This is a genomic window from Streptomyces litmocidini (genome assembly GCF_014649755.1).
GTDB lineage: Bacteria > Actinomycetota > Actinomycetes > Streptomycetales > Streptomycetaceae > Streptomyces > Streptomyces litmocidini.
In genome coordinates this window covers 183691-198468 of record NZ_BMTQ01000009.1, presented here as the reverse complement: position 1 = coordinate 198468, position 14778 = coordinate 183691, and the positions used below count along the sequence as shown (strand labels likewise).

Below are 14778 nucleotides of genomic sequence, written 5' to 3'. Positions count from 1 at the left end.
CGCTACCACGCAACTGGGGTGGCTGGTATGACTACCTGCCTCAGATCTTTCACAAAGCTTCGGGGAGTTACGGAAGATGACCGGTCAAGACCAGACAATCGTCCACGATGTCCCGGTAAACGTTGCTCAACAGCCCAACCCCTACCCGCTCTTCGAACGCATTCGTGAACACGGAGTCGTCCAGCGCGTCCGGCTGAATCCCACTCTTGAAGTCTGGATGGTCACCGGCTACGACGAGGCCGTGGCCGCCCTCACCGACCCCCGGCTCAGCAGCAGCCCCGTCGGGGTCGTCGGCCTCGAGGAGGAAATGGCCCACCAGGAGCGCACCAACGTCCTGATGGCCAGCATGCTCGTGGCCGACGGCGAGAACCACACGCGGCTGCGCAACCTCGCCTCGAAGGCCTTCACCTTCCGCCGCGTGGAGGCACTCGCGCCCCGCGTCCAGGCGCACACCGACGCCCTCCTCGACGCGATCGCGCAGCGCGGATCCGCCGACCTGGTCTCGGAGTTCGCGCTGCCGCTGCCGATGGCCGTGCTCAGCGAGCTCATCGGCATCCCGGCCGAGGGACAGCCGGACTTCGCCCGTCTCGCGGTCGGCCTGATCATGCCCCCCAACACCCCCGAGCGACTCGCCAAGGGAGCACGGGCCCGCGCCGAACTCACCGAGTTCTTCGAGCCGTTGATCGCCGCACGCAAGGCGGACCCGAAGGACGACCTGCTGAGCGCGCTCTGCGCCGCGCAGGCCGAGGAGAAGATCAGCGACCGCGAGCTCACGGCCATGGCCATCCTGCTCACGCTCGCCGGCCACGAGACCACGGCGAGCCTCATCGCGAACGGCGTCCACGCCCTCCTGCGCCACCCGGAACAGTTCGCCGCGCTGCGCGACGACCCCTCGCTGCTGCCCGGGGCGATCGAGGAACTCCTGCGCTACGAGGGCCCGGTGAGCCGGGGCGTCGCGCGCTTCACGGCCGACGCGTACGAGATCGGCGGGGTCACCGTCCCGCCCGGCGAGATGATCATCATCGGTCTCGCCGCGGCCAACCGCGACCCCGCGCGCTACGACCGTCCCGACATCCTCGACGTGGCCCGTCGCGAGGTGCCGCAACAGCTCGCTTTCGGCCATGGTGTGCACTTCTGCCTGGGCGCCCCGCTGGCCCGCGCCGAGGCCAGGATCGCCATCGGCACCCTGCTGCGGCGCTTCCCCGACCTGCGGCTCGCCGACCCGGACGCGGACCTGAGCCGGCGCGAGGGCATCCTGCGCGGCATGGCGACGCTGCCCGTGACCTTCACCCCGCAGGCGTGAGGGACGGGGCCGTGAAGGCGGCGGAGTTCGACGAGATCGCCCCGGGGTACGACGAGTCGCGCGGCGGTACGGCGCGTGCCGCCGGTTTCGCGGAGCAGCTGGCACCGCTGCTCGACCCGGCGCGCCCGGTGCTCGACATCGGCGTCGGAACGGGCATCGTGGCGGCCGAACTGACGGCGCGCGGCCACACCGTGCACGGCGTCGACCTCTCCCCCGGGATGCTCGCCCGGGCGAAGGCCCGGCTCGGCGCACGGGTGGCGGTGGGCGACGCCTGCCGACTGCCCGTGCGGAGCGGGTCGGTGGACCAGGCGGTCTCGACCTGGCTGCTGCACGCGGGCCCGGACAACCGGGCCGTCCTGGCCGAGGTCGCGCGGGTGCTGCGGCCGGGCGGACGCTACCTCGTGATCCCGGCGGGCGGGACGCGCCCCACGGACGACATCGGGCTCCTCGTCGGCGAGCTGGAGGACCGCCTCGATCCGGAGGGCCGCCGCCGCGACGGCCCGGAGTGGCTGGCCCCGATCGGCGCGGCGCACGGCCTCGTCCACGAGGGGACCGCGTCGGAGCGCCCCACGTCCTTCCGGGTGTCGCCCCGGGGGATGGCCGAGTCGCTGACGCGCGGACTGTTCACCGGGGCCTGGGCGGTGGGCGGGGACGCCTCCCGCCTGGTCGACGAGACCAGGGCCCGCCTCCTGGCCCTGCCCGACCCGGACGTCCCCCGGGTCAGGGAGGCGGCGGACGTCGTCCTGGTCTTCAGCCGAGAGCCCTGACGGACCGGCCCCCACCACCACCGGCCACCCCGCCGGGACGGCGCCCACCCGTTGTGGGCAATCGTTCCGCCGGGGCGGCGCGCACCCCTGCGCCCCCGTCGCGGGCTGCGCCCGCCGTTGTGGGCCGCATCCGCCGGGCGGTGCCCCCTCCCCGTTGTGGGCAATCGTTCCGCCGGGGCGGAACGGGTGGGCACAACGGAACGGCGCCCTTGCCGGCGCCCGAGGCTCCCGCGCCTGGACCCGCACCCCGTTGTGCGCCGCGCGTGGTGCGGGTCCAGGCCCGGAACGCGGAGGCGCCGCTGGGCGCGCCGTCCCGTGTGCCCACCCGTCCCGCCCAGCGGGACGATTGCCCACACGGAGGTGCAGGGGGGCACCGCCCCGCAGGGCGCGGCCTCGCACGGGCAGGGGCACCGCCCCGCAGGGCGCGGGCCCGCACCGGAAGGTGGGCCGGGGTGCCGCCCCACGCGGGCGGGGGTGCCGCCCCACGCGGGCGGGGGTGCCGCCCCACGGACGTGTGCCCCGCACGGGCGGGGGCAGCGCCCGGTGGGTGGCGAGGTCGCTCGGGCGGGGCCGGGCAGCCGGGCTCGTCAGGCGCGGCCGCGCAGTGCCGCCGCATAGGCCTCGTCCGGATCGAGGCGCCGGAGCTCCTCGGCGATCAGCTCCGCGGTGGTCCGCACCTTCAGGGCGAGGACCCTGCCGGGCTGGCCGGGGATGGCGAGGCGCGCGACCGGCCCCTCGGGCCGGTCGATGCGGATCTCGCCGTCGGGGGTGCCCATGCGGACGGCCGTGACGACGGGCCCGTCGGTGACGACGCGGTCGACGGGGACGCCGAGGCGGACCTCGAACCAGCGGGCCAGGAGTTCGGCGCTGGGGTTCTCCGCCTCGCTCTCGACGGCGGCGGAGGTGATGGGGAGCGGCGCCTGGTCGAGGGCGGCGGCCAGCATCGAGCGCCACGGGGTGAGCCGGGTCCAGGCGAGGTCGGTGTCGCCGGGGGCGTACGAGGCGGCGCGCTTCTCCAGCGCGGTGAGGGGGTCCTCGACCGCGTACATGTCGGTGATCCGGCGCTGCGCGAGCGAGCCCAGCGGGTCCCGGGAGGGCACTTCGGGGGCGTCGACGGGCCACCAGACGACGACGGGCGCGTCCGGCAGGAGCAGCGGCAGGACCACGGAGTCGGCGCGGGCGCCGACCTCGCCGTACAGCCGGAGCAGGACCGTCTCGCCCGAACCGGCGTCGGTGCCGAGCCTGACCTCGGCGTCGAGGCGCGTCACGTACCGCTCGCGGGGGGTGCGGGCGTGGCGCTTGATGACGACGAGGGTGCGGGAGGGGTGTTCCCGCGAGGCCTCGTTCGCCGCCTTGACGGAGTCGTACGCGTTCTCCTCGTCGGTGACGACGACGAGGGTGAGCACGGCGCCGACGGCGGGTGTGCCGACGGCCCTGCGGCCCTGCAGGATCGCTTTGTTGATCTTGCTGGAGTCGGTGTCCGTCAGATCGATCTTCATGTGCGGCGCCCGTCCCTTCCTTCTGCGGCGAGCCTAACCCTCCCGCGCGGCGGACGCGTGCGGGTCTCCCCGAGGACGCCCCTACGCCTGCCCGGATCCCGGCTCCGGGCCCGAATCCGGGCCGGAGTCCAGACCTGAATCCGGGCCGGAATCCGCGCCTGGGTCCGTGTCGGGGGACGCCTGTTCCACCGCGCGGCGGCCGACGACGGCCGCGGCCGCGATCGCCGTGCCGAGAAAGGCGGCGGCCACCACCCAGGGGCGGTCGAGGACGTGTCCGGTGGCGTGGTCCAGGGAGTAGCGTCCGGCGCCGGCGATGCCGATCCCGGCGGCCGTGAAGCCGAGGAAGGCCGGGTACTCGTAGCCTCCGCCCTGGGCGAAGAAGCCGGCGGGGGCGTGGACGGCGACGGCTCCGGCCATGGCACCCGCCGCGGCGGCGCCGGCGGCCGGGGTGGCGAGGCCGAGCGCGAGGAGGACGCCGCCGCCCGCCTCGCCGAGACCGGCGGCGATCGCGCTCTCGCGGCCCGGGTTGAAGCCCATGGCCTCCATCGCCTTGGTGGTGCCTTCGAGGCCGCCGCCCCCGAACCAGCCGAGGAGTTTCTGCGTGCCGTGCGCGGCGAGCACGGCACCGGTGCCGACTCTCAGCACGAGCAGTCCGAGATCGCGTCGATTGGGGTGGCCCATGGGGTTCTCCAGGTGCGGGAGGCGGACGCGTACGCCCTCCACTCTCGTCCCGATCCCCCTCCCCCGCCCTCCGGGGCCCCCTCGGAATGGTCCACTTGAGTCACGTTTTGCGGCTCTTCACCGCTGTTGCTTGACTGAGTGGGCTTTCGTCCCCAGGGGAAGTGGTACGCATGTCCGCCGAGTCCACCGAGGCCTCAGCCCTGCGGGAGAAGGTACGGGCGTTGATGCCCCGGGCGAAGGAGGACCTGACCGCGCTGGTGGCGATGCGTTCCGTCGCCGATCCGCGCCGGTTTCCGCCCGAGGAGTGCGCGAAGACCGCCGACTTCCTCGTGCGGGCCTTCGCGGAGGCCGGGCTCCGGGACATGCGCCGGGTGACGACCCCGGACGGCACGGACGCGGTGGTGGGGCACGCGCCGGCCCCGAGGGGGCGCCGACGGTGCTGCTCTCCTGCCACTACGACGTGCAGCCGCCCCTCGACGACGCCGCGTGGCGGACCCCGCCGTTCGAGCTCACGGAGCGCGACGGACGCTGGTACGGGCGCGACGCCGCCGACTGCAAGGGCAACATCGTGATGCACCTGACGGCACTGCGCGCCCTCGGCGGGCCCGAGGGCCGGGGCTTCCCGGTGAACGTCAAGTTCGTGGCGGAGGGTTCGGAGGAGCAGGGGACGGGCGGTCTGGAACAGCTCGTGCCGCTGCGGCCCGAACTGTTCGCCGCCGACGCCCTGTTGGTCTGCGACACCGGAAACTTCGCGCTCGGCCTGCCCACCGCCACCACCTCGCTGCGCGGCCTCGCCAACGTCGTCGTGACCGTCTCCACCCTCAGGGGCGAGATGCACTCCGGCATGTTCGGCGGCCCGGCACCCGACGCCCTCGCCGCGCTCGTGCGGATCCTCGACAGCCTCCGCGACGAGCACGGCAACACGACGGTCAAGGGGCTGCCCGGCGAGGGCGTCCGGGACGGGGTGGACTACCCGGCCGAGCAGTTCCGTACCGATGCGGGCGTACGGGACGGGGGTGTCCCTCGTGGGCACGGGCTCGGTCGCCGACGGACTGTGGGCCCGGCCCGCCGTCACCGTCCTCGGCATCGACTGCCCGCCGGTGGTGGGCTCATCGGCCGCGATCCAGGCGAAGGCGCGGGCCAGGGTCAGCCTGCGGGTGCCGCCGGGGATCGACGCGGAGGACGCCCTGCGCGCCCTGACGGACCATCTGGCCCCGGCCGCCCCGTGGGGCGCCCGGGTGGAGGTGGAGGCGGAGAGCGCGGGACAGCCCTTCCGGGCGCGCACCGACGGCCCCGCCTACCGGACCCTGGGGCGGCGCTCCGCGAGGCGTACGGGAAGGACATGGTCCAGTCGGGGCAGGGCGGCTCGATCCCGCTGTGCAACGTGCTCGCCGCGCAGTTCCCGGCGGCGGAGATCGTCCTCGTCGGCGTCGAGGAGCCGGGCTGCCTCATCCACGCCCCGAACGAGAGCGTGGACCCTTCCGAGATCGAGGACATGGCGCTGGCCGAGGCCCTGTTCCTGAGCTCCTACGCCACTCCGCTCTGACCGTCCCCGCCCACAACGAAAGGACAGGTTGAGTCCCATGACACAGACTCACGACCGCCCCCACGACCCTTCGTCGCGGCACGAGGTCCCGCCGGGGCCGCTGGGAATGCTGGCGGGCGCCGCCTGGCAGGCGCTGCTCGCCGCCGGGCTCGTCGCGGTGGTCCTCGGCGGCGTCCTGGTGCTCGTCCGGCCAGGCGCCTCCCTCGTGGCGGCGGGGGTGCTCTTCGGCCTGTACCTGCTGTTCAGCGGGGTGATGCAGCTGGTGGCCGCCTTCGGCACGCACACCACCACGGCGCTTCGGGTCATGGCCTTCATCAGCGGCGCGCTGCCGATCCTGCTCGGCCTGTTCTGCTTCCGGGACGCGCTGCAGTCGATCCTGCTGCTCGCGCTCTGGATCGGGATCGGCTGGCTGTTCCGCGGCATCACCCAGAGCGTGGCGGCGGCCTCCGACCCCGCGATCCCGGCGCGCGGCTGGCAGGTCTTCCTCGGCATCGTCAGCGCGCTCGCCGGGATCGTGCTGATCGTGTCCCCGCTGGAGTCGGCGGCGGTGCTCACGCTCCTCGGCGGCATCTGGCTCATCGCCGTCGGCACGGTCGAGGTCGTCACGGCCTTCCAGGTGCGCTCCCGCGCGAGACACCTCCTGCCGGACAGGCCCTGACCCGGCCAGGCGGGTTCCCGCCTCAACGGGTTCCCAGGGTGACGGAGAGCCGCTTGAGCGCGTGTGACCGGAAGGTCCGTCTCCAGGGGAGCTTCTCCGCGGGCAGGGAGAGGGCGAGCGTCGGGAAGGTACGGATGATCACGTCCAGTGCGACGCGGATCTGCAGGCGGGCCAGGGGGGCGCCGAGGCAGTGGTGCAGTCCGTGACCGAGCGCGAGGTGCGCCTTGTCCCGTCGCCCGATGTCGAACCGGTCGGGGTCGGGATGGCGCGAGGGGTCGCGGTGGGCGGATGCCGGACACAGCAGCACGGTGTCCCCGGCCGGCACCACGGTGCCTCCGATCTCGACGTCCCTGGTCGGGAAGCGCCGGATGGCGGTGTGGTGGGGGGTGGTGTGGCGGAGGAGTTCCTCGACGGCTTCGGGGAGCAGTTCCGGGTGGGCGCGCAGGGCGTCGAGGTGCCCGGTGCGGCGGACGCGGCGTCACGGCGGAGACCGACCCGTCCTTCGGACGTGAACGGCCCCCCCCTCCTCGGCCTTCTCCGCCGCCGACACCCACGACAGGCCCCGCTCGACCCGTGCGCTACATTTTGCCGGTCCTTGACCACCGATCCCCCGCGATCGCGACCTTCGGAGCCGGCACTTCATGAGCGACATCGTCAACGGTCTCGGCCGGGCCGGCGCCTACGGCGCCCTCGGCGTGGTCCTGCTGATCCTCGGCATCGTGCTCGTGGACCTGCTGACCCCCGGAAAGCTCGGGCGTCAGATCTGGGAGGACCGCAACCGCAACGCCGCGGTCCTGTTGAGCTCGGCGCTCCTCGGGATCGGCGGCATCGTCTTCACCTCGATCTGGACGACGTACGACCACTTCGGCAAGGGGCTCGTCTCCACCGCCGCGTTCGGCCTCCTCGGCCTGGTGATGATGGCGGTCGCCTTCCTCGTCGTCGACCTGGTCACCCCGGGGAAGCTCGGCGCCACGCTCGTCGACCCCGAGCCGCACCCGGCGGTCTGGGTGACGGCCTCCTGCAACATCGCGGTCTCGGCGATCGTCTCCGCCTCGATCGCCTGACGGCCGGGGCTCACCGGGCCACGGGCTCCACCTCCAGGAAGCGCCGGCCGCGCGGCCCCTTGTAGAGGAGCGCCTCCCAGCCGAGCCGCGCCAGGACCGGCACGCAACCGCCCAGGGCCTCCGCCTCCTCCCGGGCGGCGCCCGCCCCCGGCGGACCCAGCCACTCCACCACCGCCGTGCCGGGCCGCTCCCCCGCCCTGACGCGGTATCCGGTGGAGAGGCGGGCCCCGGTGGCGTCCACGGCCGAGGGCGTGATCCCGCCGGACTCCAGGGCGAGGGCCACCGCGCGGACCGGCCGCCGGCGCTCCCAGTCCGCGGGCACGGTGGTGGGGTCGCCGCCCTGGCGCAGGGTCAGCCGTCTGATCTGGAGCAGTCCGTCGACGGCCGCGCGGATCTCCCGGGAGCGCTGCTCGGCCCCGGTCGGGGGAAGCGGCGGCCCGTCGCCCGTGGCCGCCTCGAACACGCCCGAGCCGCCCCCTCCGCCGGTGGTCACAGGAGCCGCCGGATGTCGCCGCGCACACGGTAGAAACCGCCCGCGGCCGGGTGCAGGGCATCCACCACGTACCGCGCGCCGGGCTCGCGGATCGCCCGCGGGAACTGCACGTTCCACTCGGATTCGTACCCCTGCGAGACGACCCGCACCCTGGTCCTGCCCCCCTCGCTCACGCACTCCACGACCACCGAGCCCGCCGGCGCGTCGCTGACGGCGGTCACGGCGGTCACGGTCGTGGCCGGCTCGTACACCGGCAGCGCGGCGGCGAGCTTGATGTCCCGCGCGACCGGGACCGTGCCCCGCTGCGCGGCCTCGATCGCGGCCTCGCTCGCGTCCACGCAGACCAGCGAACCGTCCGTCGTCACCAGGTAGAGCCGCTCGTCCCGGTACTGCATGGAGAGCGCCGAACCGCCGCCCGTGCCCAGCTTCCACAGCCGGGTGCCGTCCTCCGCGAAGCAGTAGACGGAGGAGGCCGAGTCGGCCGCGAAGACGAACCGGCCGCCGGGCGAGGTGGCGCAGGAGTAGACGGGGCTGTCGCAGGAGTATACCGCCTCCACGCGCCCGTCCTTCTTCGCGAGCCGCTGCACCTTCTTGCGGCCCGTGCCCGCGTAGACCGCGGTGTCCTCCTGCCAGCCGAAGAGGACCGCGCCGTCGGTGGCCGTGTGCCACAACTCGCCGCCGCCGTCCGGCGCATGGGCCGCGACGCCCCGCGTGTCCCCGTAGTAGACGGCGTCGCCGTCGGCGCGGACCATCCAGGCGTGCTCGCCCTGGCCGCCGCGCGCCCACTGGTGCTCGTCCTCGTGGTCGATGACGGTGAGCCGTCCGGAGCGGTCGGCGACGTGCAGGACGCCCTCGTGGATGTCGAGCCAGAAGATGTCGACGTCGGTGGCGATGTCGTAGGCGGCGAAGGGCAGCTTGGACGAGAGGTCGTACACCTTGCCGTCGTCGCAGCCCGCGTAGATCCAGAAGTCGTCGGCGACCAGGCACTTGACGCCGTCCGGCAGGCTGAAACGGGCCTGCACCTCGCCGCCGCGGTCGAGCGTGAAGACGTCGCCCGCCTGGTTGCCCACCCAGCAGCGCTCCTCGTCGACGTGGATGCCGAAGGCGGCCGATCCGGTGCGGAAGCGCCAGAGGACGGGGGCGACGGCCCGCGCGGTGGAGGGCGCGGAGGTGACCTCGCGGCGCGTCACGGGGCGCGCGGCGCGCTGTCCCCGGACGGCCGGGGCGTAGCCCTTGCGGACCTTCTCGCCGATCTTCTTCGCCGCCGCGGCCTGCGCCTTCGCAGCCGTCGGGAACGTGGAGCGCTGGGTCTGCCCGTCCGAGCCGATCCTGCCGTAGCGGACCGACACCGCGAGGTCCTCGACGGTCACTTCGTAGAACTTGTGGGCACCGCCGCCGTCCTGCGACAGCTCCAGATAGGTCGTCGTCATGGTGAGAACGGTAGGGGCCACCACTGACAACGGGCCGTCGCGGAGCCGCGGCCCAGGGGCCGAAGGCCCGGCCGTTCCGGACGTCCGGCCCGGCCGTTCCGGACGTCCGGCGCGGCGTTCCGGACCTTCACCGCCGTGACCATCACCGCCGTGACCATGGCACGTGAAGACCATCCGACGGCCCGTCACCTCGGCGACGGCGGGAAGGGCCTCGTGACCGAGCCGCAGAACCGGCGACGGCGGGGAGGACCTCGTGACCGAGCCGCAGAACCGGACCGGCCGCGCCCGGGAGTACGAGCAGCGGACCCGCGGCCCCGCACGCCCCCCGGCACCCGCCCGCCCCGCGGCGCCCGCCGGTTCCTCCCGGGGCCGGGCGGCGCCGGTCCCCTCCCTTCGGCCCGCACGTCGGTCCGCCGGCCCGTCTGCGCGGCACGGGGTGCCCGTGCGGGGCGGTGGCGCTGTCGCGGGTGGCGATGACGAAGGTCGGCCCGTGCTCCTCGCAGCGGTCAGGCGCCCGGGACCCTCCCGTACGCCAGCGGGTCGGACAGGACGTCGTGGAGGACGAGGCCCGCCGCCCCGCGCGACGCGTCGGTGGTGGCGGACGCCGGGCGGAGGCGGTTCGCGTCCGGGTCCCAGAGGCCGGAGACGACCCGGGTGGCGAGCTCCTCGGCGACGGCGGGGGCCAGCCAGGGCATCAGCTGCGGGTAGATGCCGCCCAGGACGACGGCCTCGGGGTCGAGGAGGTTGACGGCCCCCGACACGGCGCGGCCGAGCATCCGGCCGGCGTCGGCGAGGGCGGCGAGGGGGCGCGGTTCCCCGGCCCCGGCGCGGCGGGCGAGGTCCGGGACGTCGGTGGCGTCCGCAGCGGCGAGGAGGGCGGTCTGTCCCGCGTACTGCTCCAGGCAGCCGCGTGAGCCGCAGCGGCAGCGCGGGCCCTCGGCGTCGACGACGAGGTGCCCGATCTCGCCGGCGAAGCCGTGCGCGCCGCGCAGGAGTTCGCCGTGGACGACGATCGCGCCGCCGACGCCGATCTCCCCCGTCAGGTGCAGGAAGGTGCGGAGGTCTCCGAGCGCGCCGAACCACAGCTCGGCGAGGGCCGCCATGTTGGCCTCGTTGTCGGAGGCCACGGGGAGGCCTGCGGTGTCGGGGCGCAGGGCGGCGAGCGCCTCGCCGAAGAGGGCCTCGGCGGGGACCGCGTTCCAGCCGAGGTTGGGGGCCTGCCGGACGGTCCCGCCGGAGACGAGGCCGGGGAGGGCGAGTCCGGCGCCGGCCGGGGCGAGGCGCCGTTCGGCCGCGGCGTCCAGGGCGTCCGCCGCGACGCGGGCGGCGCGGGCGAGGACCTCGGCGGCTTCGGCGTCCCGGTTGTCGAGGTGCTCGGTGCGGCGGACGCGGTCGGTGCCGGTCAGGTCGACGACGCAGACCGTGACGTAGTCGACGTTGATCTCGACGCCGAGGCCGGCGGGCCCGGTGTCGGCCGGTTTGAGCACGGTGCCCGGTCGTCCCGCCTGCCCGCTGAAGGTCTTGCCCGACTCGACGAGGAGGCCGAGGTCGAGGAGCTGCTCGACGAGGGAGGAGACGGCGGGCCGGGTGAGCCCGACGCGGGCGGCGACGGCCGCGCGGGTCGTCTCGCCGGCCTCGTGGACGGTCCGCAGGACGAGGCTCAGGTTGTGCCGGCGCACTCCCGCCTTGTCGGCCTTGGGTTCCGTGGGCTGGTTCATCGTGAGCGAGAGCCTAGTCGTCCCTTTCGCGCGCGTGAAAACGGTTCGTCGCGCATCTGGACGTTCCCCGGGCCGTGCTCACCGACCGGCTCGCCGCCCTCACCGAGGCGGGCGTCCTGGCGCGCCGCCCCGGGGCGGGCACGGGCCGCCGGGAGGTCTGCGGGCTCACGCCCAAGGGCGTCGCGCTCCGGCCGTCCGGGCGCTCACCGTCCGGGACGAGGAGTTCCGCGCGGCGGAGGGCGGGCCGCGCCGCGCCTTCCTGCACGCGCGGGACGAGGCGCCGCTCGCCCCGGACGGGCGCTGCACCGGCGTCTCCGCGCGCGTGGAGCGGATCCGGAAGGTCCTGGAGGGTGCGGGGACCGTCGCGCCGGTGCCGGGCGACATCCTCACGGCGGTGTAGCACAAGTGGGTGTTCATCACCACGTTCGGCGCGGTGACGAGCCTGATGCGCGGCACGGTCGGCGACGTGTGCGACGTGCCGGGCGGCCCCGCCCTCGGCCCGGCGCCGCCCGACGGGGCCGCCGCGGCCGGGCACCCCGTACCGGAGGAGGAGCGGGCGGCGACGCTCGCCGTGGTGTCCGCGTCGGGTTCGCCGATGGTGCCGTCGCTCTACCGCGGTCCGGCGGCGGGCCGCCCGAGCGAGGTCGAGCGCCTCTTCGGCGACCTGGCCGCCCGGGCCCGCGCCCTCGGCGTGGCGACCCCGCTGCTCGACCTGGCGACCCTGCACCCGCGCGTCCACCAGCGCCGGGTCGCGGCTGTCGCGGAGGCCTGACGGAGGACGTCGCCTCCCCCGCGCGGGGGAGGCGACGTGGTCGCCGGAACGACGCCGGGGCCCCCGGCCCGGCGGCAGTGTGGACGGCATGACGAAGCTCAAGGCCCTTCCGGGCGTCCCCCGTTGGGCCGCCATCGCCGCCCATGCCGTGCCGCTGGTCGTCCTGCCGTCCGGCCTCTGGCGCGTCGCCCTGACGTTCGGCGCACCGGTGGCCCGGGTCGACGACCCGACTCTCGGCCTGGCCGCCTACCAGCTCGGGCTCACCGTCCTCGCCGAGCTGCTCGCCCTCCTGACGCTGGGTCTGGTCCGCGAGTGGGGAGAGGTGTTCCCCCGTCGGCTGCCGTTCCTCGGCGGACGTCCCGTCGGTGCCCGGGGCGCGACCTTCGCCGCGCTGGCCGGGGCCTTCGGGCTCGCCGCCCTCTCCTGCTGGTTCGTGTACGTGGTGCACGCGGGCATCGGCCCGGCCTCCCCCGACAACCTCGTGGTGAGCCCGTTGCAGCAGACCGTGCTCCGGGCCTGTTACCTCCCGCTCCTGGCCTGGGCCCCGCTGCTCACGGCGGTGGCGATCGCGTACCACCGGCGTCGCCGTTCCACGCCCACACGACCTTGACCACGGCGTGGCCCGACGAAGCGGCCCGCGCGTAGAACCCCGGAGCGACTCGTGGTGTTCGAGGCGCTCCTGCCGGAAGAGCGCCTCGTCCGGGCCGCCGCCCCCGAGCCCGGCGCCGACGGTGTTCCACCGTTCGCCGGAGGAGACGGCCGCGAGGAAGTCCGCCGCCCGGGACGCGTCGGGCGGGTCCATGAGGATCCGGACCGAACGGAGCGAACGCAGCCGACGGCACGGACGACGGGCGGTCCGAGGAGCGCGGCGCCCCACATGGGCATGAAGGCCGTCGGGGTCCCGTCTCTTCGGTGGGTGGGGGAACCGGCGCTTCAGGGGGCAGCGTCCGTCAATGCGCGAGATCGCCAGTGAGCGCAGAGGAGCTCGAGATGACCGGCACAGCCACCCGCCACCTCTATCTGGTCCGGCACGGGGAGGCGTCAGAGGACGGGAGCGGGCTGACGGAGGCCGGTCGGCAGCAAGCCACACTGCTCGGCCGACGCCTCCTGAACGTCCCCTTCGCAGCTGTTCACCACGGCCCCCTGCCGCGAGCGGAGCAGACCGCGCACCTGATCGGCGACCAACTGGGAAGCGTTCCCCTGCGCGTCTCGGAAGCCGCCGGCGACTACGTGCCCCACATACCGGAACAGGACGAACTGCCGGCCGGATCAGCAGACTTCTTCCTCGGCTTCCTCGCTGGTGCCACCGACGAGGAGCGCGAGCGCGGACCTGCGCGGGCCCGCCAGGCGCTGGACCTGTTCACCGGAGCGGTGGACGGCGAAGAGGACCGGCATGAACTTGTCGTCACCCACAACTTCCTGGTCGCCTGGATCGTCCGGGACGCCATGCACGCACCGAAGTGGCGTTGGCTCGGCCTCGACCACTGCAACGCGGCCCTCACCGTCATCCGCTACGCGCCCGGCCGCCCCGCCTCCGTCCTCGTCTCCCACGACATGCGGCATCTGCCGCCCGAGCTGCGGTGGACGGGCTTTCCGCCCGGGCTGCACGTCTGAAGGCGACCGTCAGGCCACCCCGTCGCTCATCGCACCGAGCCAGGGCGCCGGAGGTCGTGTAAAGCGGTGGTCGTCCGACCGGCTTCCCTGCCACGATCCGGGTGTGACCACATTGTTCCTGATGGTCGGCCTGCCCGGGGCCGGAAAGACCACGCGGGCCCGGCAGCTCGCCGCGGAGCACGGCGCGCTGCGCCTGACGCCCGACGACTGGATGATTCCCCTGTTCGGCGAGGCGGAGGCGGACGGGAAGCGCGACGTGCTGGAGGGGCGCATGCTCTGGCTCGCCCTGGAGGCGGTCAGGCTGGGCACCGACGTCGTCGTGGACTACGGCTGCTGGTCGCGGGACGAACGGTCCGCGATCCGCTGGCTGGTGGAGGCCGAGGGGGCGTGCTTCCGCATGGTCTACCTGCCGGTGGACGAGGAGACCCAACGCGCCCGTATCGCCCGTCGCTGGGCGACCACTCCCGAGGAGACGTTGCCGATGTCCGAGGCCGACATCCTGCACGGGCGCGCGCATTTCGAGGAGCCCGACGCGGCGGAGCTGGAGGGCCGCGGGGATGCCGGCCCGCCGCCCGGCCGGGTCGACTGGCGGGAGTGGGCCGCCGACCGGTGGCCGTCGTTCGCGTGACCGCTGCGGACCACGACGACTCAGCCGTACCCGGCATGCCCGCCACCGGCGAGGTCATCGGCTCCCTCCACTGCCGCCCGGAACAAGCACCCGGGCCCTTCGTCCGGGCGAAGAGCGCCGACGAGATCCCCGACGAGGCCGCCGCCCACTCCCGGCCGCCGACCTTCGTGCTCAGCGCCGGACAGGCCGGTGACGCACCCGCCTTCGCCCACGTCGTGGCCCGCCTTCGCGTTCGCCAGGCGCCGAGGACGGCCCCGCACCGGACCGGACGTGGGGCCGACCGACGAGGCGTGCTCCTCCCGCGCGATCCGCGCGCACTCGCGCAGGCGCGGGATCCGGGCGGTCATCCCCGTTCCGGCTGAGCGGCACGGCCGCCGACTGCGGCGCAGAGGCCGGGGCAGCAGACCACCAGCCTTCGACCGCGAGGCACACGGGCAACGCGACACCGTCAAGGCACCGTTCCGCTCCGTCGTGTACGCGGGCGCAGCCGTACGCACAGGCACAGGTGTGTACGCGGGCGCAGCCGTACGCACACACGCAGGCGTGTACGCGGGCACAGCCATACGCACACACGCAGGCGTGTACGCGGGCGCAGGGGGGTCGGC

General features: G+C 74.6%; 15 protein-coding genes and 1 pseudogene. 10 read left to right on the top strand and 6 right to left on the bottom strand.

Translation table 11 applies throughout. The annotated features are described in order from the left end of the window. The first annotated feature begins 217 nt into the window (after positions 1–217). Both IE180_RS20860 and IE180_RS20855 read left to right on the top strand, forming a co-directional pair. Positions 218–1303 carry a cytochrome P450 family protein gene (locus IE180_RS20860; RefSeq protein WP_229860690.1) on the top strand — a complete coding sequence of 362 codons (1086 nt, stop codon included), beginning with the start codon at positions 218–220 and terminating at the stop codon, positions 1301–1303. Continuing rightward, positions 1300–2070 carry a class I SAM-dependent methyltransferase gene (locus tag IE180_RS20855; protein WP_190158427.1) on the top strand — a complete coding sequence of 257 codons (771 nt, stop codon included), beginning with the start codon at positions 1300–1302 and terminating at the stop codon, positions 2068–2070. The genes IE180_RS20860 and IE180_RS20855 overlap by 4 nt, the downstream gene beginning before the upstream one ends. Before the next feature lie 587 nt (positions 2071–2657). Here the strand turns inward: IE180_RS20855 and opcA are convergent. Continuing rightward, a complete protein-coding gene (opcA, locus tag IE180_RS20850) occupies positions 2658–3569 on the bottom strand; it encodes a glucose-6-phosphate dehydrogenase assembly protein OpcA (RefSeq protein ID WP_190158426.1) in 912 nt (303 codons plus the stop codon). An 81-nt stretch (positions 3570–3650) separates the two neighbouring features. Further along, positions 3651–4250, bottom strand: a complete 600-nt coding sequence (locus IE180_RS20845; RefSeq protein WP_229860715.1) for a DoxX family membrane protein — start codon at positions 4248–4250, stop codon at positions 3651–3653. A 170-nt stretch (positions 4251–4420) separates the two neighbouring features. Between IE180_RS20845 and IE180_RS20840 the strand changes: the two are divergent. Both IE180_RS20840 and IE180_RS20835 read left to right on the top strand, forming a co-directional pair. Continuing rightward, a pseudogene (locus tag IE180_RS20840) lies at positions 4421–5796 on the top strand (dipeptidase). 37 nt (positions 5797–5833) lie between these two features. Further along, positions 5834–6454 (top strand): HdeD family acid-resistance protein, encoded by a 621-nt coding sequence (locus IE180_RS20835; protein ID WP_190158425.1) that lies wholly within the window; start codon positions 5834–5836, stop codon positions 6452–6454. 22 nt (positions 6455–6476) lie between these two features. Here the strand turns inward: IE180_RS20835 and IE180_RS20830 are convergent, their stop codons facing one another. Beyond that, positions 6477–6881 (bottom strand): cytochrome P450, encoded by a 405-nt coding sequence (locus IE180_RS20830; protein ID WP_229860713.1) that lies wholly within the window; start codon positions 6879–6881, stop codon positions 6477–6479. 214 nt (positions 6882–7095) lie between these two features. Here IE180_RS20830 and IE180_RS20825 point away from each other — a divergent pair, with 214 nt between their 5' ends. Continuing rightward, positions 7096–7518 carry a DUF350 domain-containing protein gene (locus tag IE180_RS20825; protein ID WP_190158424.1) on the top strand — a complete coding sequence of 141 codons (423 nt, stop codon included), beginning with the start codon at positions 7096–7098 and terminating at the stop codon, positions 7516–7518. Between the two features lie 10 nt (positions 7519–7528). Here IE180_RS20825 and IE180_RS20820 read toward each other — a convergent pair whose 3' ends face one another. The 3 genes from IE180_RS20820 to IE180_RS20810 all read right to left on the bottom strand — a co-directional run bounded on the left by IE180_RS20820 (position 7529) and on the right by IE180_RS20810 (position 11159). Next, positions 7529–7981, bottom strand: a complete 453-nt coding sequence (locus IE180_RS20820; RefSeq protein ID WP_308434428.1) for a hypothetical protein — start codon at positions 7979–7981, stop codon at positions 7529–7531. 26 nt (positions 7982–8007) lie between these two features. Beyond that, positions 8008–9441 (bottom strand): WGR domain-containing protein, encoded by a 1434-nt coding sequence (locus IE180_RS20815; protein ID WP_190158422.1) that lies wholly within the window; start codon positions 9439–9441, stop codon positions 8008–8010. Positions 9442–9947: 506 nt separating this feature from the next. Further along, complete coding sequence (locus tag IE180_RS20810) at positions 9948–11159, bottom strand: ROK family transcriptional regulator (protein WP_190158421.1); 1212 nt, start codon at positions 11157–11159, stop codon at positions 9948–9950. Positions 11160–11568: 409 nt separating this feature from the next. Here IE180_RS20810 and IE180_RS20805 point away from each other — a divergent pair, with 409 nt between their 5' ends. From IE180_RS20805 to IE180_RS37550, 5 genes are all read left to right on the top strand, one after another. Continuing rightward, positions 11569–11931 carry a ketopantoate reductase C-terminal domain-containing protein gene (locus tag IE180_RS20805; RefSeq protein ID WP_229860688.1) on the top strand — a complete coding sequence of 121 codons (363 nt, stop codon included), beginning with the start codon at positions 11569–11571 and terminating at the stop codon, positions 11929–11931. A gap of 88 nt (positions 11932–12019) precedes the next feature. Further along, positions 12020–12541: a hypothetical protein gene (locus IE180_RS20800; protein WP_190158420.1), complete on the top strand. Its 522-nt coding sequence runs from the start codon at positions 12020–12022 to the stop codon at positions 12539–12541. A 380-nt stretch (positions 12542–12921) separates the two neighbouring features. Further along, positions 12922–13545 (top strand): histidine phosphatase family protein, encoded by a 624-nt coding sequence (locus tag IE180_RS20795; protein WP_190158419.1) that lies wholly within the window; start codon positions 12922–12924, stop codon positions 13543–13545. A 103-nt stretch (positions 13546–13648) separates the two neighbouring features. Beyond that, positions 13649–14173 carry a P-loop nucleotide/nucleoside kinase family protein gene (locus IE180_RS20790; protein ID WP_190158418.1) on the top strand — a complete coding sequence of 175 codons (525 nt, stop codon included), beginning with the start codon at positions 13649–13651 and terminating at the stop codon, positions 14171–14173. Then, the gene (locus IE180_RS37550) at positions 14170–14535 is read left to right on the top strand and encodes a hypothetical protein (RefSeq protein ID WP_190158417.1); all 366 of its coding nucleotides are present in this window, start codon (positions 14170–14172) and stop codon (positions 14533–14535) included. Before IE180_RS20790 ends, IE180_RS37550 begins: the two co-directional genes overlap by 4 nt. Positions 14536–14778 lie beyond the last annotated feature (243 nt).

Bases quoted from the DNA above. Each gene is read 5' to 3' on its own strand.
- IE180_RS20845 (WP_229860715.1), bottom strand. From the start codon at position 4,250: ATGGGCCACCCCAATCGACGCGATCTCGGACTGCTCGTGCTGAGAGTC.
- IE180_RS20835 (WP_190158425.1), top strand. From the start codon at position 5,834: ATGACACAGACTCACGACCGCCCCCACGACCCTTCGTCGCGGCACGAG.
- opcA (WP_190158426.1), bottom strand. From the start codon at position 3,569: ATGAAGATCGATCTGACGGACACCGACTCCAGCAAGATCAACAAAGCG.
- IE180_RS20815 (WP_190158422.1), bottom strand. From the start codon at position 9,441: ATGACGACGACCTATCTGGAGCTGTCGCAGGACGGCGGCGGTGCCCAC.
- IE180_RS20860 (WP_229860690.1), top strand. From the start codon at position 218: ATGGTCACCGGCTACGACGAGGCCGTGGCCGCCCTCACCGACCCCCGG.
- IE180_RS20795 (WP_190158419.1), top strand. From the start codon at position 12,922: ATGACCGGCACAGCCACCCGCCACCTCTATCTGGTCCGGCACGGGGAG.
- IE180_RS20800 (WP_190158420.1), top strand. From the start codon at position 12,020: ATGACGAAGCTCAAGGCCCTTCCGGGCGTCCCCCGTTGGGCCGCCATC.
- IE180_RS20810 (WP_190158421.1), bottom strand. From the start codon at position 11,159: ATGAACCAGCCCACGGAACCCAAGGCCGACAAGGCGGGAGTGCGCCGG.
- IE180_RS20825 (WP_190158424.1), top strand. From the start codon at position 7,096: ATGAGCGACATCGTCAACGGTCTCGGCCGGGCCGGCGCCTACGGCGCC.